Consider the following 25,434-nt stretch of genomic DNA (forward strand, 5'->3'; position numbering starts at 1 on the left):
GTCACCACCCCGAGGCGGTGTAGACGACCGCGCGGGCCGGCTCCTCGCCCCAGGCGAGTTCCCGCAGCAGGGCCGCGGTGCCCTCGTCGGGGTCGATCAGCTGGATGCCGCGCCGGGCGTACTCCCGGCCCAGCTCCGGACCGACCATCCCGCCGTGGGAGCCGGTGGGTGCCCACGGCCCCCAGTGCACGGTCAGCGCACGGTGTCCGGTGCGGGCGGCCCAGGCGGTGCCCAGGGTCTCCAGGGCGTCGTTGGCGGCCGCGTAGTCGGCCTGGCCGCGATTGCCGAGTACGGCGGAGATGCTGCCGAACAGGACCGTGAACCCCGGCCCGTTGGGCAGTTCCTCCAGCGCGGTGAGCAGGGTGGCGGCTCCGGTCGCCTTGGTGCCGTACACGCGCTGGAAGGACTCGGCGGTCTTCTCGGCGATCAGCCGGTCCTCGATCACCCCGGCCGCGAACACCGCCCCGTCGAGGCGATCGTGCTCGGCATGGATCTCCTTGACCGCCTGGAGTGCGGCATCCTGCTCGCGGAAGTCCACGGTGTGGTAGCGGACCCGGCTGCCGAGCGCGGTGAGTTCCGCGAGGGTGGCGGCGATCTCCCGCTGGGCGAGGATCAGTTCGGCGGCCCGGTTGACCTCGGCGGGTCCGAGTGAGCCGCCGGAGGCGAGGGCCGCCCGCAGTTCGGCCGGGGTGCGCGCGGCGGCGGTCCGCGGGTCCTCGGGGCCGGTGGCCGCGGGCGTTCTGCCGAGCAGTTCGATGCGGCAGCGGCAGGCCGCGGCGAGCGAGGCCGCGAACTTCGCCGTGATCCCGCGGGCACCGCCCACCAGCAGCACCACGGAGTCCCGGTCCAGGCCGAGCGCGGCGGCCTCGGCGGCACCGTCGCCGGCCGGTCCCGCGCCGGTGCTGCCGAGCGTGCCGAGGGGTGCCTCGACAAGCTCGAAACCGTGCCGGCCGGCGGCGGTGCGCAGGACGACGGGTGCCGGGTCGGGTGCGAGCAGTTCGGCGAGCAGGGCGTCCGCGACGGCGGACGGACCCGTGTCGGCGAGGGCGACGGTCCGCGCGACCGTCTCCGGGTATTCGCGGGCGACGGTGCGGAACAGGCCGTCCAGCCCCGCCGCCCGCAGCGCGTCGTCGCCGTCGGCGGGCCGTACGGCCAGCAGCCATCGCGGGCCGTGCGCCAGGGCGGCCTTCAGCGCGTAGAAGGCGTCGGGCAGGACCGGCGGCTCGGCGCCCGGCAGCGCCCCCATGTACAGCACGCCGTCCACCACGCCGTCCGCCTCGGTCAGCAGGTGTTCCGAGCCGACGGTCACCACCTCGGCGCCGTACGGAGCGAGCCGCGCCGCGATCTTTGCAGCCGCGCCGCCTCCGTCGCCGAGCACGACGAACCGCTTCGTGGACAGGACGGAGGCCGGATCCGCCGGGCGGTCCGGCTGCCCCAGAGGCACCGGACGGAGCTGAAGCCTCTTCGGCGCGACGCCGACGACCCGCTCCGTCGACTCCTCTGCGGAACCGGGAACTTCGGACCGGACGGCACTCTGCTCCCCGGCTCCGTCCAGCCGCGCCGCGAGCCAGCGCGTCACGGCCGCCGCCGTACGCGCCTTGGCAAGCTCCTCCAACTGCGCGTCGTCCAGTGGCGTGGCGTCCGCCCCGGCGCCGATCCCCAGCCGCTTGGCGAGTTCGCCCGCTATCTCGGCCCGCTTGATCGAGTCGATGCTCAGGTCCGCCTCCAGGTCGAGGTCGGGCTCGATCATGTCGACGGGGTAGCCGGTGCGCTCGCTGATGATCTCCAGGACGACGCGTTCCACATCGGCTGCCGGGTCCGTGCCGGTGCCGGCCGGGATGGACTCCGGGACCGGCTGTGGGGCGGCGACGAGTTCGGCGGGCTGGATCTGGGGCACCACCAGGGGGCCGGGCGCCGCGGGTGCGGGAGCGGACTGTCCCGGCACCGCGCCCAGATAGGTGAGCAGCACATCGCGCTGGGCGGCGATCATCTCCCGGCTCGTGCGCAGGAATTCGGAGATCAGCGCGTCCTGGCCGGCCGGGACGCCGTACGGGTGGTTCGTCGTCACAGTCGTCTCCACGACTCGTCGGGCCGGTGCCAGGGCACCGGGAAGGAGTTCTCCGGCGGCGGTGCGGACCAGGTGGCCGTCGACCGTCCAGCCGGGTCGCTTCGGTGCCGGGGTGCGGACGGCGTCGACGGCGTCGCGCCCCCGGAAGAGCCGGCCGGTGCGCACCGGCCGTCCCGCGACGGCCAGTTGGGCGAGTGCGTCGAGCCAGCCGCGCAGCCCGCTGTTGTCACGGGGCTCGCAGGCGACGGTGCGGTGCGGGCGGTCGCCCAGGATCTGTTCGACCAGCCGGGTGAGGACCGTGCCGGGTCCCGCCTCTACGAAGATCCGTGCTCCCGCCTCGTACATGGCCTCGATCTGCGCGGCGAACACGACCGGCGCCCCGATCTGGGCGGCCAGCTCCGCGCGCACGGCGTCCGGGTCCGCCGCGTACGGGGCGGCCGTACGGTTGGACCAGACCGGGAACTCGGCAGGGCGTACGGTCCTGTCCCGGAGGACCTCCGCGAACCGCTGGCCCGCACCCGCCACCAGGGGGCTGTGGAAGGCGCAGGCGACCGGGATGCGCTTGGCGCCGAACCCGGCCTCGCGCAACAGCCGTACGGCGCCCGCGACTTCATCGGTCGGACCGGAAATCACCGTCTGCTGGGGCGAGTTGCGGTTGGCGAGGACGACCGAGGCGGGCACCCCGGCCGTGCGCAGAGCTGCTTCGACATCCTCGGCGCCGGCGGAGACGGCGGCCATGCTGCCGGGGTCGTCGCCCGCCGCCGCGAGGATGGCCGAGGCCCGCTCGGTGCTCAGCTCCAGCAGCGTCTCGGCATCGAGGGCGCCGGCCGCGCACAGGGCGACCAGTTCGCCGTAGCTGTGCCCGGCGGCCATGTCCGGCCGCACACCCGCCGTGGTGAGGAAGGCGTGGGCGGCGAGGCCGGTGATGCCGAGGGCGGGCTGGGCGGCCCGGGTGTCGGTGAGCTCGGCCCGCCGGCGCTCTCGGGCCGCGTCGTCGAAGGCGGCGGGCGGGAACAGCCGGTCGGCGTGGGCCCGGCCGAGCTGAAGGTAGTGCTGAAGTTCGGGGAAGGCGATGAAGAGGTCGGCGAGCATGCCGGGGCGCTGGCTGCCCTGGCCCGGGAACAGGAAGGCGACCTTGTCCTCACCGTGCGCCGCCGCGTCGGCCAGGTGGATGCCCGCGGCCGGGTCGTACTCGCCTGCCAGGGCCCTGCGCAGCTGCCGGATCAGACCGTCCACGTCCGTCGCCACGACCGCGACCCGCACCGGTTCCGGTGAGGCGTCGGAGCGCCGGGCCGCGCTCAGCGCGAGGTCACGCAGCCGCCAGGGACGGCCGTCGGCCTCGGCGGCCTGCAGAACCGCCTCGATCGCCCGGCCGGCACTCGCAGCGTCCCTCCCCCGGAAGGTGAACAGCTCGGCGGGCCACTCCTCCAGACCCTGCTCCGGCGGTACGGCGTCGGCGTAAGCACCCAGCACCACATGGAAGTTGGTCCCGCCGAAGCCGAACGCGCTCACTCCGGCCATGCGTTCGCCGGCCGGAACCGCCCACGGCTGGGCCCGCGTGTGGAAGGCGAAGGGGCCGGCGCCCTCCTCCCACGCCGCGTTGGGGCTCTTCAGGTGCAGGGTGGGCGGCCGTACGCCGGTGTAGAGCGCCAGGGCGGTCTTGATCAGGCCCGCGAGACCGGCGGCGCACTTGGTGTGCCCGATCTGCGACTTGACCGAGCCCAGCACACATCCGCCGGTCCGGGCCCCGGCCTTGGCGAACACCTCGCCCAGAACGGTGAGTTCGGTGCGGTCGCCGACGACGGTCCCGGTGCCGTGGGCCTCCACCAGGCCGACCGCGGCCGGCGAGACGCCCGCGTTGCGGTACGCCCGCTCCAGCGCGACCCGCTGCCCCTCGGGCCGGGGCGCGGTCAGGCCGAGGGAGCGGCCGTCGCTGGACGAGCCGAGCCCCTTGATCACGCCGTAGATCCGGTCGCCGTCGCGTTCGGCGTCCGCCAGCCGCTTGAGGACGACGCAGGCGACGCCCTCGCCGAGCGCGATGCCGTCGGCCGATCCGTCGAAGGCCCGTGACCGGCCCGTCGGGGAGAGCGCGTGGACCGACGAGAACAGGACGAAGTCGTTGATGCCGTTGTGCAGGTCGGCGCCGCCGCACAGGACGACGTCGCTGGTGCCCGCCGTGAGTTCCTTGCACGCCACGTCCACCGCGGCCAGCGAGGAGGCGCAGGCCGCGTCCACGGTGTAGTTGGCCCCGCCGAGGTCCAGCCGGTTGGCGATCCGGCCCGAGATGACGTTGGCGAGCATGCCGGGGAAGGAGTCCTCGGTCAGCCGGGGCAGCTGCTCCTCGATCCCGTCGGGCACCTTGCCGTAGTACGACGGCAGTACGGCGCGCAGGGTGGCGGCGTTGGACAGGTCGCTGCCCGCCTCGGCCCCGAAGACGACGGAGGTGCGCGAGCGGTCGAACTCCCGCCCGAGGTCGCCGTATCCGGCGTCCTCCAAGGCGCGCCGGGCGGCCTCCAGGGAGAGCAGCTGGACGGGCTCGATACTGCCGAGCGAGGCGGGCGGGATGCCGTAGGCGAGCGGGTCGAAGGGGATGCGCGGCAGGAAGCCGCCCCACTTGGAGGCGGTGCTGCCGTCGGCGTGGTGCACGTCGGGATCCCAGCGGTCGTGCGGGACCTCGGTGACGGCGTCGTGCCCGGCGACGATGTTCGCCCAGAAGGAGGCCAGGTCGGGGGCCTGCGGGAACATGCAGGCCATGCCGACGACCGCGATGTCGAGGGGTGCGGGCTGCGCCGGTCCCGCGGTCCGGTCGGCGCCGAGCCGCCCGCTCAGCTCCTCGGTACGGGCGGCGAGGAAGTCGGCCGCGCCGTCGGTCACCGAACGGTGCAGGGCCTCGATGGTGGTCGTCGCGGAGCGCAGCACAGCCACTTCTCCGGCCATGAACATGCCCTCGTCCAGCTGGCGTTGCTCGCCCACGGGCGCGAGCTCGCCGCCGTCGGTGCGGTCGACGCCCTTGCTGGCGATGCGCAACCGCCCGACGTTGAGCCGCTCCAGTTCCTCCCAGACGCGCCGGTCCGGCACGCCCTGAGCGCGCAACTCGGCTTCGCGCTCCCGGTAGTTCAGGGTGAACGGGCTGGGCACGCAGCGGGTGGCATGGCCGGGCGCGGTCTCCAGGAGGGCGGTGGCCCCGGCCGCCACGACCTGTCTCTGGAAGAGGGGCTGTATCGCGCCTCGCTCCACCACCTCCTCGGTGAACAGATAGGCGGTTCCCATCAGGACGCCGACGGCGGCTCCGCGCTCCGTGAGCGGTGCGGCGAGCGCCGCGACCATCGCCGCGGAGCGCTCGTCGTGGACGCCGCCCGCGAAGAACACCTCGATCCGCCGGACCGTGTCGTCGTCGGCCCCGGCGTCGGCCAGGAAGTCCTCCAGCACCGCCAGTTGGGCCTCCCACAACGGGAAGCCGGCCCGCGGTCCGACGTGTCCGCCGCACTCGGAGCCCTCGAAGACGAACCTGCGGGCCCCGGCCTCCAGGAACTGCCGCAGCAGCCCGGGCGAGGGCACATGCAGGAAGGTGCTGATGCCGGCCCGCTCCAGCGCCTCGGCCTGGGCCGGCCGGCCGCCCGCGATGATGGCGTGGCTGGGCCGCAGCTCCCGTACGGCCTCCAGTTGGGCGCCGCGGATGTCCTCCGGCGCGAACCCGAGCACACCGACACCCCAGGGGCGCCCGTCCAGCGCTACGCGCGTCTCCTCCAGCATCGCCCGCGTCTGCGCTCCGTCGGCCAGCGCCAGCGCCAGGAAGGGCAGCGCACCGTGCTCGGCGACGGCCGCGGCGAATCCCGCCCGGTCACTGACCCGGGTCATCGGCCCCTGCGCCACGGGCAGCCGTGTCCCGAGGGCCCGGCTCATGCCCGAGCCGGACCGCAGCGCGCGGGCCGGCGCGGGGTCGGCGGACCGACCGGGCAGGATCTCCCGGATCGCGGTCGTCAGCTCGCGCAGCGTGCGGCCCACGTCCTGCCAGCGCTCCGCGAAGCGTGACGCGAGGAAGCCGTCCTGGCCGACCGGCAGCAGCTGGGTGTGCGGGTCCTGGGCACCCAGCAGTGCGGCGACGGCGGCGGGGTCGTCGGCGGGCGGGCGTAAGGCGTCGGGGCCGCGGCGGTGCAGTACCCGGTGACCGGCCACGACGACGGTCTCCGAGCCGTCGAGGGAGCGGAGCGCGGCCGCGGTCGCCTCGGGCAGCGTCGACTCGGCCAGCAGGGCCAGTTGCGTGTCGAGGACGACTCCGGCCGCCCCACCGGCCACGGCGGCGGCCGCCGTACGGGGCCCGATGCCGCCGCACGCCCAGACCGGCACGTCCAACTCCGGCTCGGCGAGCAGCTGTTGGAGCAGTACGAAGGTGCTGAGCTGCCCGGTCCGGCCGCCGCTCTCGCTGCCGCGGGCGATGAGTCCGTACGCTCCCGCACGGACCGCGTCCCGCGCCTGCTCCAGGTCGGTGACCTCGGACAACACCCGGTGCCTCGCGGCGACTTCGGCGAGCGGCCACGGGGCGTCGGCCGTGCGGACCACGGTGTCGACCGCCTCGATGTCCTCGGGCCGCATCCGGCACCGGCCCGTGACCCGCACCCCGAACGGGCCCGGCGCCATGTGTCTCAGGCGCCCGAGGGCCTCACGGGATCTTCGGTCGCCGTTGCCGAGGTCCAGGATCCCGAGTCCGCCGGCCCGGCAGACGGCCGCGGTGAGCCTGGCATCGGGTTCTCCGAAAGGGGTGATGCAAATGATCAGGTCCAGAGCGCGCGCAGCAGACGTCATGATGCTCCGAATAATCGGTAAGACAGCACGGTGGGGGGTTTGTGCGACGTGGAAGCGCTGGTCGGGGCCACCGGAAACTAGCGACTTATTACTGGCGGGTCAATAACGATGCGGCCATTCCGCTGGCGGTGGAATCAATTCGGCCAGCGGACGAGAGTCGACGCAAGAGCCGAAAATCCGAGCAAGTCCCATCCACCGTACGGCCGTCCGAACCATGAGCCCCAGGCACCACAACGCCACAAGCCCGTCAAAGCGTCCGGCGGATTCACCCCCCACTCACCCGTCCACAACGCGGCGGGCGGCCCGACCGGGCTCTGTAAATTCCGCATGACTTCGGCACCGTGGCTCGATCGAACCCGTCGGCGACTGAATTCCATTCAGGTCAAACGTGAATCATGGAAAAATCTTGTAAATCCTTGAAGAAACGGCCGGGGAACGCCGGCCCCCCGGCCCCGCTCCGGCACCGGGCCGCTGTCGCCGCGGCAGCCGACTGCGCGATCCGAGTGCCGTACCGCTCCCGGGTCTGTCCGGACTTGTCGCGGCCGCTCGGGGCGGCGCTTCGCCGGCGTCTTCCGCTGCGTCCGGCCGGCTCCGGCCGCCAGCGTCCACCGCTGCCGCCGGTCACCGTCCCGCTTCGTCACGACCACATGGGCGCTCGCCCTGCCCGAGCCCGGGGCGACGACGAGTCCCCTGTGCCGGCGCAGGAGGAGTTCACCGCGCACGGTCAGTTCGTAGGACGCCTCGCCCGCGTGCCCGACGCAGCCGGACAGCAGGACTTTCCGGGCCTGCGGTTCGACGGCGAGGCAGAGGGTGGGGTCGGCGGCGCTGCGCAGCACTCCGTCGCGCCGGTACGACCACTGCTGGGACCCCGCGGACGAGCACGGCGCGAGCACCGCCCCCGCCCCCGCCCCGACCCGGCCGCCCTCGACATCCAGGCAGAGTCCGGTGGCGGGGTTGCGCAGTCTGCCGTGCGCGACCTCGACGGGCTCGCTCGCGGAAGCCGCGGACGGGGAGGCGACGACGGACGGCTCGCGGGTGGCGCCGGACCGGGCGGAGCCGCGGCCGGCGGCTCCCCAGGTGTCACCGGGTGCGGAGACACCGTGGACGCCATCGGTCCAGCCCCTGACCACCAGCCCGGTCGCGAGCAGCACGAGGCAGGTGAGCCCGACGCCGACGGCCACCGCCATGCGCCGCGTCCGCTTTCGACTCGCGTACGCCGACCGTACGACCTCCGAGTGCAGGACCTCCGGGTGTACGCCCTCCGGGCCCACGGCCTCCGGCGCGGGCGGCAGTTCCTCGACGGCGCCGCGTCCCGGGCGCGAGTCGAGATAGCGGCGCGCGCCCCAGCCGAGCACGGTCTCGGCGAGCAGGATCTCCAGTCCGCCCTCGACATGGCCGAGCTGTTCCGCGGCTCGACGGCAGTACTGGCACACCGTCAAATGCCGTTGCGCGTCGGGCAACAGGAAGCCGCCGCGGCGAATGGAAATATCGAGGAGGCGGTTGTGGTGACGACATTCCGCGGTGGGCGCGAGTTCGCGGTGGGCGCGCAGCAGTTCCGCCCGGAATTGTTCACGCGCCTGCTCCAGCGTTGCCGCGGCGGCAGAAGTGTCCACGCCCAGCAGTCCGGCGGGAATTGATATCGGCTCCGCCTCGACCTCGGTGTGCCACAGCAGACATTGGGACGCTCCGGGAAGGGCGCGGAAAGCACGCTCGGCGAGTTGCCTTCTTTCGGGGATGCCGGACTTCACCGCGCGTAGACCGCGGCCGCCGGTCGGTTTGCGCAGTTCGGGCAGCACCACGCAGATGCCCTCGTCGGCGGCCCACTCCCGGACGGTCTCCCGCACGGCCACGAGGAACTGCGGGCGCAGCGGGGTACCGGTCGCCCCGCCCGCGAGCCGGCCGAGCACGCGATTGAAGGCCGTGGTGGCGACGAACTGGGCGGCACCACTGGCGGAGGCGAGGCAGACGACCGCGTAGTCACAGGTCGCCCGCCAGTGCCGGGCCAGCAGAAGGGCGACGGCACGATGGCTGCCGTCGCCCTTGGCGCCGAGCTGTGCGACGAGGTTGCGATCGGACCGGGACTGCACGGAACCATTTCCTTTCCAAGCCGAAGGACGACACAAGGAATGGCGCCCCGCCGGAAAGCAGTGCCCCTTCGGTGCCAGCCTCTGCCCTCCCAGGAGGAGGCTCACCTTCGCACACCCAACTCACAAGTAACAAGAAGTTCGAGCGCCCCAGTGCAAGGTCAGGGGAATTCAAGATGAGTTACCGGCGGTATCCGTACCGGCATTCGACGCGTTGGTCACTCAAGGCTCAACTTGCATACACAGAAAGCCAGATGGCGCACCGAATCTTCAATCTTCCCACCGAAAGCGGAACGCGCCCGTCCACAGGAAGCTCCCATGTTTCTCCGGCGTGCTCTCATCCCCGTGCGCCGGCATGGGCCGCATGATCGCCCCGCGCTCCTCAACCGCCCCCACTCCCCCGCGCACCGTCCGCAAGGCGGTCGTCCCCGCCGCCGGACTCGGCACCCGCTTTCCGCCCGCGACGAAGGCGGCGCCGAAGGAGATGCTGCCGGTCGTCGACAAACCGGCCATCCAGTACGTCGTCGAGGAGGCCGCCGCGGCCGGACTCGACGACATCCTGATGGTCACCGGACGCCACAAGCGGGCCATCGAGGACCACTTCGACAACGCCTTCGAACTCTGGAGCAGGCTCTTGCGGCCAAGGGCGACCCGCTCGGCCTCGGCCACGCCGTGCCGTGCGCCCGCCACCACGTGGGGAACCAGCCGTTCGCCGTCCTCCTCGGCGACGATCTGATCGACCCGCGCGAGACCCTGCTCAGCCGGATGCTGGACGTGCGCGACCGGTACGCGGGCAGCCTGGTCGCACTGATGGAGGTCGACCCGTCGCAGATCCACCTCTACGGCTGTGCGGCCGTGGAACCGACCGGCGAGACGGACGTGGTACGCGTGACGGGCCTCGTGGAGAAAGCCCTCACCCGAGACCGCCCCCAGCACCTACGCGGTCATCGGCCGCTATGTCCTCGACCCGGCCGTCTTCGACACCCTGGAGCGCACCCCGCCCGGCCGCGGCGGCGAGATCCAGCCGACCGACGGCCTGCGCTACGACACCGGCGACAAGGCCGACCATCTGCGCACGGTGGTCCGCCTGGCCTGCGACCGCCCGGACCTCGGCCCCGGATTCATCGCCTGGCTCAAGGAGTTCGCCGGCAGCCTGGAGGACACGAGGACGGAGCGGGAGGAGCGGCACCGGGCCGCCTGAACACTCAAGGCGCGGACGGCGGCCGACGCCGCACACACGTAGGGCCCCGGCCGCCGGATCCACCATCCGGCCGGGGCCTCTCCCGAGATCCGCGAGGCGGACGTCAGCCGTTGGGGCGGAGGGTCCAGGTCACCGTCATCTCACCGGTGACGGCGCCGTCCTCGCGCTGGATGGCGACGGCCACCGGGAACTCGGGCCGCTTGCCCTCGTCGAGCTCGGCGACGACGTCGGCGATGGGGCGGCCGAGGGTCGCGGTGGCCTTGACCGGACCGAGGGCGATCTTCTTGAACGCGATCTCGGCGGTGACCGGAAGCGGCACGGCACGCGCCAGCTGGTCGCCGAAGGCGGCGAGGACGATCGCACCGCTGGCGGACTCACCGAGGGTGAACATCGCCCCGGCGTGCGGCCCGCCCACGTGATTGCGGTACTCGCTCTGGTCCGGCAGGGACAGCACGGCCCGCTCCGGAGTGGTCTCCAGGTACTCCAGGTTCAGGGTCCGCACCATCGGAACCGTGGCGGCGAGCAATTCGCCGATCGACATCTGGTCTGTGCTCATGCCCGCCATGTTACTCACGAGTAGCAGTACCTGACCAGAGCCGGTCCGATGATCGCTGTATCGTTACGGCCCATGTGGCCAGGGGAACAGCCGCCCGGTGGCGGGGCGAATCCGCAGCAGAATCCTTACCAGCAGCCCGGCTATCAGCAGCCGAACCCGTACCTGGGACAGCAGCCCGCCCAGTGGCCCGCACCGCCCACCGTGACGCCGCCCGGGCCGGACGGCGGTGGCCGGCGCACGAAGCTGGTGGCGGTCGTCGCGGCGGCGGCCGTGGTCGTCGCGACCGGAGTCACCGGATTCCTGGTCCTGGGCGGCGGCAAGGACGACAAGGCCGACCCCGATCCCACCGGCTCACCGACGCCCTCCTCCGCCTCGCCGTCCGCCTCCTCCGCACAGGACAACCCGCGCGCCGGCGGCGACCTGAAGCCGACCGTCACCGGCTGGAAGGTCGTGGTCAACCCGGATGTGGGCATCGCCTTCGACGTGCCCCCGGACTGGGCGCCGCGCTCGAAGGACTGGATCACCTATGTCACGGACGACGCCGACTCCGGCGACAAGGTGATCATCGGCATGAAGGCACCGGCCGTGTACAAGGAGAAGTGGTGCAGCTCCGACGACAACAAGGACGGCAGCAGCGAGAACACGTCCCTGGCGAACGTGGGCACACGCGGCAACGACGACAAGAGCACCGAGGAAGCCGCCCGCTCCGATTCGGCGGACTGGGTCTACGGCTGGTACGCCCAGCCCGACCGCAAGAAGGTCACCACCGGCCCGGTGACGTCGTACACCACCGCCTCCGGCATCACGGGCAGCCTCGCCACCTCGAAGTCGTCCGGGGTTGTCAGGAAGCACAAGTGCGACTCCGACGGCAGGGCGACGACGTTCGCCTTCAAGGACCCGGACGGCAGTGTGCTGTCGTGGTCGTTCGTCGGCGCCACGGGCGTCAGCGGTGAGGTCACGGACACCACTGTCCGCGGCATCCTGCTTACGGTGCGGCTGTACGACGTCGGGTCCGATTCCTGAGGCGGCACGTGCGGTGATTCGGTGCAGTCGTTGATTCGGTACGTCCCTGACAAGGGGCGGTGACCGAATCGTGTCCCTGGCGCCGTTAGGGTAACTGCCCATGTGGCCAGGACAGCAGCCGCCCGGGGGCGAGCAGAACCCGCAGAACAACCCGTATCAGCAGCCGGGTTACCAGCAGCCGAATCCGTATCAGCAGCCCGGCTACCAGCAGTATCAGCAGCCGAACCCCTATGGGCAGCAGCCGCAGTGGGGCGCCCCGGGACCGGTGGGCGGGCCCCAGCCGCCGCAGGGCGGTGGCGGCGGAAACCGGACCAAGCTGATAGCGATCGTCGCGGCGGTGGCCGTGGTCGTCGCGGCCGGTGTGACCGGATTCCTCGTCCTCGGTGGGAACAAGGACGACAAGGCGGACGGCGGTTCGGGCAAGAGGACCAGCCAGTCGCCGAGCCCGGAGCCCACCGCCACCTCGTCGGGTTCGAACGACAACCCGCGGGGCGACGAGACCGAGAAGCCGCTCGTCGCGGGCTGGAAGGTCGTCGTCAACCCCAAGTGGGGCACGGCCTTCGACGTGCCGGCGGACTGGCAGATCGACAGCCCGGGCACCTTGATCGGCTTCGAGGACCGCAAGTCGAGCGACGGCAAGGCCCTCATCATGATGTCGGCACCGGCCGAGTACAAGTCCAAGTGGTGCACGTCCGACGACGACAAGGACGGCAGGTCGGACGACACGGCGCTGGCCGTGGTGGGCACCAAGGGCGAGAGCAGCGCCAAGAGCGCCGGCGACGCGGCGATCCGCGAAGTGCCCTGGTGGGTGTACGGCGGCTACACACAGCCGGACAAGAAGAGCATCACCTACGACAAGAAGGCCACGGACTTCACGACCAAGTCGGGCGTCAAGGGTGCCTACGCCTGGGCGCGTTCGACGAACACCCCGCGCAAGGGCAAGTGCGCCACCGACGGCAAGTCGCTCACCTTCGGCTTCGAGAACTCGGCCGGAGACATCGTGTCGTTCAACTTCTACGGCGCCAAGGGCGTGAAGGAGGAGGTCGACACGGCGACCATCATGAAGATCCTCAGCACGGTACGGCTGCACGGGGACCCCACCGGGAGCTGACCGCGGGGCTGGTCGTCCGGTGCCCTCACCAGTTCTGGCACGCGTACCGGGTGGCCCACCGCCGACGACCGTGAACGGCTCAGCCGATGCCGAACGCGCCGTCGGGGGGCTCGGGTGACGGTACGGCGTCCTCGTCGCGTACCGGGCGGGCGCCGCCGATGAACTCGCGCAGCGCGGGGCCGTGTTCGACCCGGGCCGGGAAGGCGTCGGAGGCCGTGCGGCGGGCCAGGGCGGCCGTGTCGACCGGGTGGTGCGAGGCGACGAGCACCGCGTTGCCGAACCGGCGGCCGCGCAGCACGCCCGGCTCGGCGATCAGCGCCAGTTCCGCGAACACGGCGGCAAACGTGGCGAGTTGGGAGCGGAGGAAGGCGAACGGGGCGGCGTCGGCGAGGTTGGCCAGATAGACGCCGTCGGCCCTCAGGACCCGCTCGGCCTCGCGGGCGTAGGCGAGCGAGGTGAGATGGGCGGGAACCCGGGAGCCGCCGAATACGTCGGCGATCAGCACGTCGGCCGAGTCGTCCGGGGCGGACTCCAGCCAGGCGCGGGCATCGGCGGGGTGCACGGCGATCCCGGCGCCCGCCGGCAGCGGCAGATGCTCCGCGACCAGCTCCAGCAGCCCCCGGTCGGCGTCCACGACGTCCTGCCGGGAGCCCGGCCGGGTCGCCGCGAGGTACCTGGGCAGGGTGAGCGCTCCCCCGCCCAGGTGCACGACGTCCAGCGGCCGCCCCGGTTCCCCCACGGTGTCCAGCACATACCCGAGCCGCCGCGCGTACTCGAACTCCAGATGCGTCGGCGCGTCCAGGTCCACGTACGACTGCGGCGCCCCGTCGACCGTGAGCAACCAGGCCCGCTCACGGTCGACGTCGGGCATCAGCTTGGCGGTGCCGTGATCGGTGGCACGGGTGACGGGTATCGGCTCGCTCACGTCCCCCATTGTGCCGGTGATGACACCGGGGCTGCAGCGCCCCCGGAAGGGGCGGCGCACCGCTCAGCCCAGGGACGTCACCGTCCCCGCTCCGACCGTCCGCCCGCCCTCGCGGATGGCGAACCCGAGCCCCGGCTCCAGCGGTACGTCCCGCCCCAGCTCCACGGTCATGGTCACCGTGTCCCCAGGCCGGGCGACCGCGACCTCACCGAGGTCGACGTTGCCGACCACGTCCGCCGTACGGATGTAGAACTGTGGCCGGTAACCGCTCGACACCGGCGTCGTACGACCGCCCTCGCGCCCCGACAGCACATACACCCGCGCGGAGAAGCGCCGGCTGGGCAGCACGCTGCCCGGCGCGGCCACCACGTGCCCGCGGCGGACCGCGTCCCGGGGGACGCCCCGCAGCAGCAGCGCCACGTTGTCCCCGGCCTGGGCCTCCGCCATCGGCTTGCCGAAAGTCTCGAGGCCGGTCACGACGGTCTCGATGTCCGCGCCGAGCACCTCGACCCGGTCACCGACCCGGACCGTGCCGCGCTCGACCGCGCCCGTCACGACCGTGCCCCGCCCGGTGATGGTGAGCACGTTCTCCACCGGTAGCAGGAACGGCGCGTCCAGATACCGCTCGGGCATGGGCACGTATGTGTCCACGGCGTCGAGCAGCGCCTCGATCGACGCCGTCCAGCGCGGGTCCCCTTCCAGGGCCTTCAGCCCGGAGACCCGTACGACGGGTACGGAGTCGCCGCCGTAGCCCTGCGCGGTGAGCAGCTCCCGTACCTCCAGCTCGACCAGGTCGGTGAGCTCCTCGTCGCCGGCGTCGGCCTTGTTCAGCGCCACCACGATGTGGTCGACGCCCACCTGCCGGGCGAGCAGGACGTGTTCGGCGGTCTGCGGCATGATCCCGTCGAGCGCGGAGACGACGAGGATCGCCCCGTCGAGCTGCGCGGCGCCGGTGACCATGTTCTTGACGTAGTCGGCGTGGCCCGGCATGTCCACGTGCGCGTAGTGCCGGGTGTCGGTCTCGTACTCGACGTGCGCGATGTTGATGGTGATGCCGCGGGCGGCCTCCTCCGGGGCGCGGTCGATGCGGTCGAACGAAACGTATTCGGTGGTGCTGCCGGTGCCGCGCTCGGCCAGCACCTTGGTGATGGCCGCGGTCAGGGTGGTCTTGCCGTGGTCGACGTGGCCCATCGTGCCGATGTTCAGGTGCGGCTTGGTGCGCACGTATGCCGTCTTGGGCATGGCTCTACCTCGAAGCCTCGTAAGTGGTGATGGGACCCCGAGGAACTGGCCGACCCTCCCCCTGCGGGGTCCGCCGGACGATCCGGGGAGGGTCAGCTTCGGGCGCCGTCGACAGCGGCCAGGAAGATCGGGACGGCAGCCTTCGGAGCATCCGCGACCGCGGATGCTGCGAGAACGAAGGCGTACCGGAACATGACGACGATCATCGCCGACGCCTTGTCCCGCGTCGAATGGTTTTCCCGGGGCGGGTCCGGCCGTCGGGCCGCTTCAGCCGCCGATGTTCTTCAGCGCCTCCCGGACCGTCAGCGGCGCGAACCTCCCCCGCTCACGGGCGAGGAAGGACCGTACGGCCTCCGGGTCGGTCTTGGCGTACTCACGCAGGCACCAGCCGATCGCCTTGCGGATGAAGAAGTCGGTGTGCCCGGACTGGAGCAGGCAGTAGGAGAACAGACGGTCGGCGTCGGTGTGCTCCTTGTGGCGCAGTTGGTGGAGGAGGGCGGTGCGGGCGACCCACAGGTCCTTGTCCGCGATCCACCGGTCCATGTCGGCGGCCAGCCGCGGGTCGGCGGCGACGAGCGCGCCGACGACATGAGCGGCGAGCAGGTCGACCGTGTCCCACCAGGGGACGGTGGTGACGAGGTGCCGGGCCACCGGCAGGAAGGCCGACGAGCAGCGCCCGGCGTGGCGGCGCAGATAGTCGGCGGCGAAGTAGTGGTACTCCCGCTGCGGCAGCGCCCAGCAGCGCAGGGCGATCGCCGTGCAGTCGGCCTCGTCGGGGCGCGGGGTGCCCGCGAGGACGGTGCGGGACAGGGCGCGGCGGGCCGGGGTGGGGATGCCCAGGAAGGGGGCCACGTCCTTCATGTAGGCCCGCATGGCCGCGGCCCGCTCCGGGTCGGCCGCGGCGGCGTAGACGGCGGTGACCCGCTCCAGCACGGTGTCGGCGAGATCGCTGGGCGGCACGTCCGCCGGGCGGGCACCTGTGACGGTCATGAGACGAACCATACGGCGATCACACACATGCGTCGGTTAGTGTCACCGGATGCTCGATGCCAACCGCTCTGGCACCGCCACGGCCTCTCCCCGGGCCGCCGCCACGGAGCTCGCCGTCGCCGTTCCCACGGCCGTCGCCGTTCCCACGGCCGTCACGGTCGCGCCGCTCACGCGCGCGGGTTTCGTCGCGCGCTGCACGCGCGTGCTGCTCTCGCCCTGGTCGCGGCTGTCCCTTCTCGTCGCGCTGCTCGCGGCCGCCGCCTCGACCATGCTGCTGTTCGAGCCACAGAGACTGATCACCCACGGGTGGCCGCCCCAGCTCGGCGGCGCCGCGGCGACGGTGGTCTTCGCGGCGGCGTACGGGCTGTGCACGGTGGCGTTCGTGCCCCGGCCGCTGCTGAACCTGGCGGCGGGTGCCCTGTTCGGCTCCCAGATGGGGCTCGGCACGGCGCTGGCCGGCACGGTGCTCGGCGCCGGGGTCGCCTTCGGCCTGGGCCGGGTGCTCGGCCAGGACGCGCTGCGTCCGCTGCTGCGCGGCCGCTGGCTGAAGGCCGCCGACGGCCAGCTCAGCCGGCACGGCTTCCGCTCGATGATGGCGGCGCGGCTGTTCCCCGGCGTGCCGTTCTGGGCGGCGAACTACTGCGCCGCCGTCTCCCGGATGGGCTGGCTGCCGTTCCTGCTCGCGACGGCGCTCGGCTCGGTGCCGAACACCGCCGCGTACGCCGTCGCCGGGGCCCGAGCCTCGGCGCCGACGTCCCCGGCCTTCCTGCTCGCGATGGCGTGCATCGCCGTACCGGCCCTGGTGGGCGCGGTGGTGGCCTGGCGCAAGCGCCACCACCTGCGCGCACCCTGAAGCGCCCTGAGGCGCCGTTACGTGCCCTGACGTGCCGTTACACGGCTTCCAGGATCATCGCGTTGGCGAGTCCGCCCGCCTCGCACATCGTCTGCAGGGCGTAGCGGGCGCCGCGCTCGCGCATCGCGTGGACGAGGGTCGTGGTCAGGCGGGTGCCGCTGGCGCCCAGGGGGTGGCCGATGGCGATCGCGCCGCCGTGCACGTTCACCTTGGCGAGGTCGGCGCCGGTCTCCTGCTGCCAGGCAAGGACCACGCTGGAGAAGGCCTCGTTGACCTCGAACAGGTCGATGTCGTCGAGGGTGAGGTGCGCCCTGCGGAGCACCTTCTCGGTCGCCGGGATGACGCCGGTGAGCATCAGCAGCGGGTCGGAGCCGGTGACGGCGAAGCTGTGCAGGCGGGCGATCGGGCGCAGGCCGAGGCGGGCCGCGGTCTCGCCGGAGGTGATCAGCACGGCGGACGCGCCGTCGTTGATGGGGCTGGCGTTGCCCGCGGTGACGTTCCACTCGATCTGCGGGAAGCGCTCGGCGAACGCGGGGTCGTGGTAGGCGGGCCTGAGACCGCCGAGGATCTCGGGGGTGCTGCCGGGCCGTACGCACTCGTCCCGGGTGACGCCCTGCAGGGGGGCGATCTCGGCGTCGAACAGGCCGGCGTCCCAGGCGGCGGCCGCCTTGTGGTGCGAGGAGACGGCGAAGGCGTCCATCCGCTCGCGCGTGAGGGACCACTTGGCCGCGATCAGCTCGGCGCTGATGCCCTGCGGGAGGAGCCCCTCGGGGTAGCGCTCGGCGACTCCGGGGCCGAAGGGGTCCTTGCCGGGCGGCACGTTCGACCACATCGGCACGCGGCTCATCGACTCGACGCCACAGGCGACGACGAGGTCGTAGGCGCCGGAGATCACGCCCTGGGCGGCGAAGTGGACGGCCTGCTGGGAGGAGCCGCACTGGCGGTCCACCGTGGTCGCCGGGACCGATTCGGGGAAGCCCGCCGAGAGGACGGCGTAGCGGGTGGTGTTCATGGCCTGCTCGCCGACCTGGTCGACGGTGCCGCCGATGACGTCGTCGATCAGGGCCGGGTCGACGCCGGAGCGCTCGACGAGGGTGCGCAGGGTGTGGGCGAGGAGCTCCACGGGGTGGACGTGGGCCAGGGAGCCGTTCGGCTTGCCCTTCCCTATGGGAGTGCGTACGGCTTCGACGATGACTGCGTCACGCATGGTGCGGGCCTCCTTGGCCGCCGGGGCGATGACCGGCGTGATTACCGGCGCGGTTACCGGCGCGATTACTGGCGCGATTACCGATGAGTAGGAAATCCAAACTCACCATAGCCCGCCGAGTTGGAAAATCAAACCCTCACCTAGACTGGGCGTCATGGCCGCCACGAAAGACCCGCGCCCCTGCTCCATCGCCGACGCCCTCGCGCTCGTGGGCGAGAAGTACTCCCTGCTCGTGCTGCGGGAGGTGTGCCTGGGCAACGGCCGCTTCGACCAACTGGTCCGCAACATCGGGGCCCCGCGCGACGTCCTGGCCACCCGGCTGCGCCGGCTCGTCGACGCGGGCATCCTCACCAAGCGCGCCTACAGCGAGCGCCCGCAGCGCTTCGAGTACCGGCCCACACAGGCGGGCCTGGAGCTGGAGCCGGTCCTGATGACCCTCATGACATGGGGCGACCGCCATCTCCGCGGGGACGACGACCGCCCCATGGTGATCGAGCACATCTGCGGCAACGAGCTCGTCGCGGTCGTCACCTGCTCGGCCTGTGGCGACCCCGTGCGCCACGAGGACCTCACGGCCCATCCGCAGGCCCCGGGCTGGACGCTCACGGGACCGTCGGCGGCGTAGGCGGCCCTACGACCCCTGCCCGTACACGTCGAGCCCATATACGTCGAGCCGCCCGCACATCCCGAACTTCCCTTGGGACGAAGGCCGTTCGGCCCGTACGACGGCCTCGGCGAGATGGGAGACATCGCCCCGTCCGAGGCGGTCGAGCTGCTCCCCCGTGGCCGCCGCCGCGGCCTCTGCGCCGCGCCGCCAGCGCTCGCGCCACTCGGCGAGCCGGGGCCGTACGAGCGCGGCGGCGGCCCGGTGGAAGGCGGCCAGCGTCTCGGGGCCGCAGGCCTCGCGCAGCGCCCGGTAGCCCTGCAGCGCGAGGTCGCGCCGGGCACGGGCGGCCCGCGCCCGTTCGACCTCCGGCGCCTCCGCCGGGATCGTGGTGGCGGCGGCGTACGTCCGCGGGTCGGCCAGATACTCCGGGGGCAGCGTGAGCACCGCGTCGCCCGCCTCGGGCAGCCCGCTGTTCTGCATGAGGACGGTGATGCGCAGATCGTCCTCGTTGACGAGCCGATGGATGGTGCCCGGCGTGAACCAGGCCACCGTGCCGGGCTCCAGGGGCGTCACCTCGTACCCGGACGCGGTGAGCGTCTGTACGGCACCCCGCCCGGCGGTGACGACGTACGCCTCCGAACAGACCAGGTGCAGATGGGGAGTTCCGCCCCGGGTGCCGTCGGGCGCGGGCCAGTCGTAGACGCACAGGCGCGAGACCGCGACGCCGCCCGGCAGACCCGTGAACTCCCCTCCGCTCACCACGGATGGGCGTCCAGATACTTGGCGATGTCCGCCCGCTCCCAGGCGCCGTCCGCGACGACGACCCGGTAGCGCCGCCGGAGCGTGGCACCGGGGGCGAGTTCCAGTTCGTCGAAGAACGCCCAGGAGGGTGCGACCCCGGCGAAGGGGTCGTTGCGCACGAACCAGTGGGCGGGGTGGGCACCGCCCGCGCCGGACTGGTCGTTCTCGGGGGCGTGCGCGAAGACGAGGGTCGCGTGGCCGTCGGTACCGTCGTGTTCGCCGGTGAGGGCGAGCCAGGGCGACCTGGAACCCATCAGCCCCGGCCCCTCGCCGTCCGGACCGATGATCCGCCCGCCGCGGAAGGCTCGCGGACCGCGCCAGAACAGGCCCGTGTAGCCGGCCATCTCACGCCCGGCGGTGGTCGGGCTGCCGAACCGCAGCGGCTCGTCCCTGCGGTTGGTCACCGCACTGGTCCAGGTCAGTGCCCATGATCCGGCCCCGGGGTCGACGTCGTGCACCTCGATCCGGCGCTCCTCGTCCGCCCACAGCGTGCCGTCGTACGGGTGCCAGGTCAGCCGCTCGGCGATGACGAACCGCCCGCCGTCCGAGGCCATCTCGTCGAAGCCGACATGCCTCATCGAGCCGACCCGCTCCGGGAGTTCGAGATATCCCTGCCCGTGCACATACGAATTGCCGCCCCACAGATTCGCGCCGGACAGATGCGAGGCGGTCAGCGACAGGCCCTTGTGCCAGCGGTGGTCGTTGGGCCGGTAGTCGGTGACGACGCCGCCCGCCAGGGTGCGCATCGGGTGGAGGTACGGCTTCGGCGCTTCCCAGGCCGCCTCCGGCCGGTAGACATAGGCGAGCAGCTCGACGCCGGTGACGGGTTCGGTCACCGTGATCCGGTCGCCGTGGGCGTGGACGACGCGCAGCTCGCCGCTCACGCGGACACCTCCTCGCGCCCGGTCGGCGCCCAGCCGGGGGCGCCGCCGTGCAGGGCGGTGTAGTACGGATCCCCCGGTCCGATCTCCCCCGCGCGTACGGTCGTGTCGGTGAACGCCGCCTTGTACAGCGCGGTGATCAGCTCCAGGCTGGTGCGCCCGTCCGGGCCGCTGCTGCGCGGCCGCTCCCCGGCGCGCACGCTCGCGACCAGCTCGCTCAGCTGGGCCAGATGCGAGCTGGGCACGTCCGGACCGAAGTCCCGCCAGGCCGCCGCCTGCTCGCCGGGCACGTCCGGGGCCGGGGTGATGCGCCAGTTGCCGTTGCTGTGGCCATAGAGGTGGGTCAGTTCGACGGTGGCGCGCTCGCAGTCGATGCGGATGCGGCTGACCTCGTCGGGGCTCAGGACGCTGTTCACGACGGTCGCGAGGGCGCCGCTCGCGAAGCGGACCAGGGCGGTCGAGACGTCCTCCGTCTCCACGTCGTGGACCAGCCGTCCGGCCATCGCCCGCACCTCGCTCCACGGGCCGAGCAGATCGAGCAGGAGGTCCATCTGATGGATGCCGTGCCCCATGGCCGGGCCGCCGCCCTCGGTGTGCCAGCGGCCGCGCCAGGGCACGGCGTAGTACGCGCTGTCCCGGTACCAGGTGGTCTGGCAGTGCGCCACGAGCGGCCGCCCCAGCACCCCCTCGGCGAGCAGCCGGCGTACGTGCCGGGAGCCGGAGCCGAAGCGGTGCTGGAAGACGATCGCCGCGTAGGGGCCGCCGACGGCGCCCTCCTCCGCCTCGACGGCGTCGAAGTCGGCCAGTGTCGGCACCGGCGGCTTCTCGCACCACACCCAGGCCCCGGCGCGCAGCGCGGCCACCGTCTGCTCGCGGTGCAGCGTCGGCGGCGTGCAGATGGTGACCAGGTCGGGCCGCTGCTCCTGGAGCATGCGGTCCAGGTCGGTGTAGGCGTGCGGGATGCCGGCCTCCGCGCAGAAGGCCCCGACCGCGCCCGCGTCGATGTCGACGGCGGCCACGACCTCCGTCTCGCCCTCCTCGGCGAGCCGGGCGAGCGCCGGCAGATGGGAACCGCGTCCTATGGCGCCGGTGCCGATGACGGCGGCCCTGATGCGCCTGCCGGTGAGCGGGACTGTGGAGCGGGGCATGGGCGTGATCAGCACTCCTCCGGGACGGCGGGCACGTATGGCGAGCGGGGTGGCAAGCGATACGGCACGCGGTGCGGCAAGCCGTGCAGCAAGCGCTTTCTCACGCTGCAAAGTAAGCGGCGGTCCGGTGGACGGTCAACACCCCAAGTCGGTAAGCGGCTGGCAAAGGGCTGCCCAAACCCCCTGTGTCCGGGCCGTCATCCCGGGGCGCTACGCTGCCTTCGACACACATGATCACCACTCGAATGATGATCACCTTCACCGGACTTCTCCCGATCAGCGCTGGGACGCCCTAACTCCATGTCTTGGTTTGAATCGCTCGTCCTCGGACTCGTCCAGGGGCTGACCGAGTTCCTCCCCGTCTCCTCCAGCGCGCATCTGCGGCTGACCGCGGCCTTCTCGGGCTGGAAGGATCCGGGTGCGGCTTTCACGGCGATCACCCAGATCGGTACGGAGGCCGCGGTGCTGATCTACTTCCGCAAGGACATCGGGCGGATCATCTCGGCCTGGTTCCGCTCGCTGTTCGACAAGGCGATGCGCCAGGACCACGATGCCCAGATGGGCTGGCTGGTGATCGTCGGGTCCATCCCCATCGGTGTGCTGGGCGTGACGCTGAAGGACCAGATCGAGGGGCCGTTCCGCGATCTGCGGATCACGGCGACCATGCTGATCGTGGTCGGCGTGATCATCGGCATCGCCGACCGGCTGGCCGCGCGCGACGAGACGGGCGGCCGGCACCGGGCGCCGAAGCAGCGCAAGACCCTGGAGAACCTCCGCGTCAAGGACGGCCTGGTCTTCGGCCTGTGCCAGGCCTGCGCCCTCATCCCGGGCGTCTCCCGCTCCGGTGCCACGATCAGCGGCGGCCTGTTCATGGGCTACAAGCGCGAGGCCGCGGCCCGCTATTCGTTCCTGCTCGCCATTCCGGCGGTGCTCGCCTCCGGGGTGTTCGAGCTGAAGGACGCCGCGGGAAGCGGGCACGTGGCGTGGGGGCCGACGCTCTTCGCGACGGTGATCGCGTTCGCGTCCGGCTATGCGGTCATCGCGTGGTTCATGAAGTTCATCTCGTCGAAGAGCTTCATGCCGTTCGTCTGGTACCGGATCGCCCTGGGCATCGTCATCATCGCGCTGGTGGCGACGGGGGCGCTCAGCCCGCATGCGGCCGAGTCCGCGGGCTAGGGGGGGTTTGGATCATCCCGGCGTCGCGGGCCCTGGCACGCACTCCCCCAGCTCTTCGAGCAAGGGGGACCCCCAGCCGCGTTGTCGTAACTCTCCCCCAAGCTCTCGGCTTCGCTCGACCAGGGGGCACCCCCATGACCCCGCTCGGGGTCGAGCCAGACCGCACCCCTCGTCACGGCCGGCCTGATCCGAACAACACCCCCTAGCCGAAGCAGATTCATCTCGGCCATCCCCCAAAGACCGGCGGGCCGCGGGACTTTGGGGGGCGTCGTACCCGGGCGTGGCAAGGGCGAAGGCGCCCACGGCGCTGTACGGCCCTCACCGCGCCGCGGCGTGCGGTCACGCAAAAGCCGTGGCTCGCGCATGCCTTCGCCGTCGCGGCCGTGACCAACCGCATACGGTCTGAGTAGCGGTCCGGTAGCGCAGTGTCAGTACTTGCCCCTAGGCTTGTCCGCATGTCCCCCGATTCCATGGCCCGTGGTTCCGTGCGGTCTGCTGCAGTGGTGAACGAGCAGATCCGGGCACTGTGGCTGCGTGCGGGCGGATACCTGTCGGCCCAGGACCGCGCGGAGTACGAGCTGTTGGTGGTCGAGTGGGCCGAGGCGATCCGCGACGAGATCATCGAGGCGGCCTGAACCTTCGGCGGCCTTGGCGGTGCGGCGGCGTACGACTTGCAGGCACCCGCGCTCGCCGGTGCCACGGCAGCCACCGAGCGCTACACCTTTGGCAGCGCCACGGTCCTCATCGTCGAGGCAGGGGACACACTCGATTGGAGCGGCGTATGGAACGCCGGCGAGGTCTGTCTTCTCGGCGATGCGCCAACGCCGGTCGGAGAGAGACTTGTGGTGCTCCGAGTACGGGGCACGGGACACGGGCGAGACGAGGCCGCCTGTTCTGCGACGAGCACGTTCTCACTCCGCCCGCCTCTTCCTCGGCCCAATCTTCCGGGTCTGGAGTGGCTCGGCGAGGTGAACGGCGACCGGGCGGCTGAGCTCGAACAGCTCATCAACGGCTGGCACCCGGCTGTGTCCGATGCGCCCAGGCCACCCCGACCAACGTCACCCACCCTCGAGCTGCCGGACGGGCTGCGGCAGCGAGGGCACTTCTGGGCGCTGTTGTGGACGCTGGGCTGCCCCGAGGCCGATCCGACGGTCTGGCTCCGTGAGTACGACGAACCTCCCGTCGCCGAGCAGGAACCACTCAGCGGCTTCCCCATCCAGTTCTCGCTCTGCGAGGCCGCCATGGGCGCCGACCACCTTGAACTCCGCAACCGGCTCACCGCGCGGCAGGTCGAGCGGCTCACCGAAAGACTTCTGGGCGGGCGCCACCCGCCGCAGCGCAGGGGCCACAAAGATCTTCCCGGAGTGACGACCCACTCACCGTTCGTGCCTCAGTGACAGATCTGATGCCCCATCCGATGTGTGACTTGTGGGGAAGGTGAGCACAGTGATGCTGTTGTTGCAGACGATGCGAAGCATGCGGTGTGAATGTGATGGCCTTCACCACGATGTGACCGAAAGAGGCAGTTCCTTACGCAAGGGCGCGTAAGTGCTGCGTACAACCCCTTTGCACCCGTGGAGGTTCCGAGTGCGACCATTCACCCTCAACTACGCCCTGCCCAAGGCGTTTCCGACCGTGGTGACGCCGTACCACTTCGACGAGACCCGTCAGTTGAACGTGTTCCCCGACGGCCGCCCCGCCGTCACTGACCCGGACCTGCTGCTGGCTGTCGGCACGACCACGTCCACCGCCGGTTCCCAGACCCACTTCGATGACTGACGCTTCGTAAACGAATGACCGTATTGATCCTTACGTCCGAGGAGGACGTGACCGCCGACATGGTGGTGGCCAAGCTGCACGAGAAGGGGACCCCTTTCGTGCGGCTGGACCCTGCGGACCTGCCGGACAAGGTCGTGTTGTCCGCCCACTACGCCCACGGCGACTTCGACGGTCACCTGTCCGTGAACGGACATGTGCTCAGCATGGGAGGCCTGCGCTCCGTATGGGTGCGCAGGCCCGGCGAACCCGCGGCGCACGCGACGCACCCCTCGCCGTGGCTGACCGCCGAGGCCCGTCAGGCGCTGTTCGGGATGCTCTTCTCCACCTCCACCCGGTGGATGAACCATCCGCGCAACGCCGACCGGGCCCGCCTGAAGCCTTGGCAGTTGAAGATGGCCCACCTCAGTGGCTTCGCCGTACCGCCGACCGTCTTCACCACCGCCCCGCGGCTGGCACGGCAGTTCGCGGAGGAGCACCGGCACGTGGTGGTGAAGTCCGCCTCGGGGCCGCCGCCCGGAGACCCCGGCGTGGCCCTGCCCACCACCCTGATCGGGCCCGACGCCGACTTCTCGGCCGTCGCGGCCGGCCCCGCGCTGCTGCAGCGTTACATCCCCAAGCGTGCCGACATCCGTCTGACCTGTGTCGGCACTCGGCTGTTCGCGGCACGCAAGACGGCCGAGCCGGACCAGGTCGACGGGCGCTACGGCGACACCGAGCACGCCTGGGAGACGGTCCCCGTACCCGAACGCATCGGCCGGTCGGTGCGCGAGTACCTCGCCCTCGGCGGACTGGCGTACGCCGCCTTCGACTTCGCCGAGGACGAGGACGGCATCTGGTGGTTCCTGGAGTGCAACCAGGGCGGCCAGTTCGGCTTCATCGAGCTGGAGACGGGACAGCCGGTGTCGGAGGCGGTCGCCCTGTGGCTGTCGCAGTGCACGGTGGCCGACCGCGTGCCGGAGCTCCACTGGTGAGGCGTCAG

At 71.9% G+C, this 25,434-nt stretch carries 19 protein-coding genes and 1 pseudogene; 10 read left to right on the forward strand and 10 right to left on the reverse strand.

All coding sequences use genetic code 11. The annotated features are described in order from the left end of the window. Position 1 precedes the first annotated feature (1 nt). Positions 2–6,871 carry an SDR family oxidoreductase gene (locus tag ACFY1J_RS32015; protein ID WP_390732444.1) on the reverse strand — a complete coding sequence of 2,290 codons (6,870 nt, stop codon included), beginning with the start codon at positions 6,869–6,871 and terminating at the stop codon, positions 2–4. Positions 6,872–7,248: 377 nt separating this feature from the next. Then, positions 7,249–8,958 carry an RICIN domain-containing protein gene (locus tag ACFY1J_RS32020; RefSeq protein WP_390710349.1) on the reverse strand — a complete coding sequence of 570 codons (1,710 nt, stop codon included), beginning with the start codon at positions 8,956–8,958 and terminating at the stop codon, positions 7,249–7,251. A 361-nt stretch (positions 8,959–9,319) separates the two neighbouring features. Here ACFY1J_RS32020 and ACFY1J_RS32025 point away from each other — a divergent pair. Next, positions 9,320–10,156 (forward strand): annotated as a pseudogene (locus ACFY1J_RS32025) (UTP--glucose-1-phosphate uridylyltransferase). A gap of 103 nt (positions 10,157–10,259) precedes the next feature. Here ACFY1J_RS32025 and ACFY1J_RS32030 read toward each other — a convergent pair. Continuing rightward, positions 10,260–10,697 carry a DUF4442 domain-containing protein gene (locus tag ACFY1J_RS32030; protein WP_390710573.1) on the reverse strand — a complete coding sequence of 146 codons (438 nt, stop codon included), beginning with the start codon at positions 10,695–10,697 and terminating at the stop codon, positions 10,260–10,262. Between the two features lie 87 nt (positions 10,698–10,784). On the opposite strand from ACFY1J_RS32030, the gene ACFY1J_RS32035 reads away from it, so the two are divergent. Together ACFY1J_RS32035 and ACFY1J_RS32040 are read left to right on the forward strand one after the other, a co-directional pair. Beyond that, a complete protein-coding gene (locus ACFY1J_RS32035; RefSeq protein WP_390732445.1) occupies positions 10,785–11,735 on the forward strand; it encodes a hypothetical protein in 951 nt (316 codons plus the stop codon). A gap of 100 nt (positions 11,736–11,835) precedes the next feature. Continuing rightward, positions 11,836–12,846: a hypothetical protein gene (locus tag ACFY1J_RS32040; protein ID WP_390710347.1), complete on the forward strand. Its 1,011-nt coding sequence runs from the start codon at positions 11,836–11,838 to the stop codon at positions 12,844–12,846. A gap of 79 nt (positions 12,847–12,925) precedes the next feature. Here ACFY1J_RS32040 and ACFY1J_RS32045 read toward each other — a convergent pair whose 3' ends face one another. From ACFY1J_RS32045 to ACFY1J_RS32055, 3 genes are all read right to left on the reverse strand, one after another. Next, on the reverse strand, positions 12,926–13,771 hold the full coding sequence (locus ACFY1J_RS32045) for a spermidine synthase (protein WP_390710346.1): 846 nt from the start codon (positions 13,769–13,771) through the stop codon (positions 12,926–12,928). Between the two features lie 63 nt (positions 13,772–13,834). Continuing rightward, positions 13,835–15,013 carry an elongation factor Tu gene (gene tuf, locus ACFY1J_RS32050; RefSeq protein WP_390710345.1) on the reverse strand — a complete coding sequence of 393 codons (1,179 nt, stop codon included), beginning with the start codon at positions 15,011–15,013 and terminating at the stop codon, positions 13,835–13,837. Between the two features lie 267 nt (positions 15,014–15,280). Further along, entirely contained in the window at positions 15,281–16,003 is a 723-nt protein-coding gene (locus tag ACFY1J_RS32055; RefSeq protein WP_390710344.1) for a DNA alkylation repair protein, read from the reverse strand. A 49-nt stretch (positions 16,004–16,052) separates the two neighbouring features. Between ACFY1J_RS32055 and ACFY1J_RS32060 the strand changes: the two genes are divergently transcribed. Then, positions 16,053–16,856 (forward strand): TVP38/TMEM64 family protein, encoded by an 804-nt coding sequence (locus tag ACFY1J_RS32060; protein ID WP_390710343.1) that lies wholly within the window; start codon positions 16,053–16,055, stop codon positions 16,854–16,856. Between the two features lie 37 nt (positions 16,857–16,893). Here the strand turns inward: ACFY1J_RS32060 and ACFY1J_RS32065 are convergent, their stop codons facing one another. Further along, the gene (locus ACFY1J_RS32065; RefSeq protein WP_390710342.1) at positions 16,894–18,063 is read right to left on the reverse strand and encodes a thiolase family protein; all 1,170 of its coding nucleotides are present in this window, start codon (positions 18,061–18,063) and stop codon (positions 16,894–16,896) included. 154 nt (positions 18,064–18,217) lie between these two features. On the opposite strand from ACFY1J_RS32065, the gene ACFY1J_RS32070 reads away from it, so the two are divergent. Then, entirely contained in the window at positions 18,218–18,688 is a 471-nt protein-coding gene (locus ACFY1J_RS32070; protein ID WP_390710341.1) for a winged helix-turn-helix transcriptional regulator, read from the forward strand. 6 nt (positions 18,689–18,694) lie between these two features. Here the strand turns inward: ACFY1J_RS32070 and ACFY1J_RS32075 are convergent, their stop codons facing one another. The 3 genes from ACFY1J_RS32075 to ACFY1J_RS32085 are packed head-to-tail and all read right to left on the reverse strand — an operon-like array spanning position 18,695 to position 21,500. Next, positions 18,695–19,432: a cupin domain-containing protein gene (locus ACFY1J_RS32075; RefSeq protein ID WP_390710340.1), complete on the reverse strand. Its 738-nt coding sequence runs from the start codon at positions 19,430–19,432 to the stop codon at positions 18,695–18,697. Further along, the gene (locus ACFY1J_RS32080; protein WP_390710339.1) at positions 19,426–20,355 is read right to left on the reverse strand and encodes a PmoA family protein; all 930 of its coding nucleotides are present in this window, start codon (positions 20,353–20,355) and stop codon (positions 19,426–19,428) included. Before ACFY1J_RS32080 ends, ACFY1J_RS32075 begins: the two co-directional genes overlap by 7 nt. Further along, positions 20,352–21,500, reverse strand: coding sequence for a Gfo/Idh/MocA family protein (locus ACFY1J_RS32085; RefSeq protein ID WP_390732446.1), 1,149 nt, complete (start codon positions 21,498–21,500; stop codon positions 20,352–20,354). The genes ACFY1J_RS32080 and ACFY1J_RS32085 overlap by 4 nt, the downstream gene beginning before the upstream one ends. Before the next feature lie 300 nt (positions 21,501–21,800). On the opposite strand from ACFY1J_RS32085, the gene ACFY1J_RS32090 reads away from it, so the two are divergent. From ACFY1J_RS32090 to tgmB, 5 genes are all read left to right on the forward strand, one after another. Beyond that, a complete protein-coding gene (locus ACFY1J_RS32090; RefSeq protein ID WP_390710337.1) occupies positions 21,801–22,676 on the forward strand; it encodes an undecaprenyl-diphosphate phosphatase in 876 nt (291 codons plus the stop codon). A 455-nt stretch (positions 22,677–23,131) separates the two neighbouring features. Then, positions 23,132–23,311 carry a hypothetical protein gene (locus ACFY1J_RS32095; RefSeq protein WP_390732447.1) on the forward strand — a complete coding sequence of 60 codons (180 nt, stop codon included), beginning with the start codon at positions 23,132–23,134 and terminating at the stop codon, positions 23,309–23,311. Positions 23,312–23,644: 333 nt separating this feature from the next. Further along, positions 23,645–24,073, forward strand: coding sequence for a hypothetical protein (locus ACFY1J_RS32100; RefSeq protein ID WP_390710335.1), 429 nt, complete (start codon positions 23,645–23,647; stop codon positions 24,071–24,073). Positions 24,074–24,263: 190 nt separating this feature from the next. Further along, positions 24,264–24,455: a putative ATP-grasp-modified RiPP gene (gene tgmA / locus ACFY1J_RS32105; protein WP_390710334.1), complete on the forward strand. Its 192-nt coding sequence runs from the start codon at positions 24,264–24,266 to the stop codon at positions 24,453–24,455. A 14-nt stretch (positions 24,456–24,469) separates the two neighbouring features. Next, complete coding sequence (tgmB, locus tag ACFY1J_RS32110; RefSeq protein ID WP_390710333.1) at positions 24,470–25,426, forward strand: ATP-grasp ribosomal peptide maturase; 957 nt, start codon at positions 24,470–24,472, stop codon at positions 25,424–25,426. Positions 25,427–25,434: the final 8 nt, after the last annotated feature.

The sequence above is a fragment of the Streptomyces sp. NPDC001406 genome (assembly GCF_042895285.1).
Taxonomy (GTDB): Bacteria; Actinomycetota; Actinomycetes; order Streptomycetales; family Streptomycetaceae; genus Streptomyces.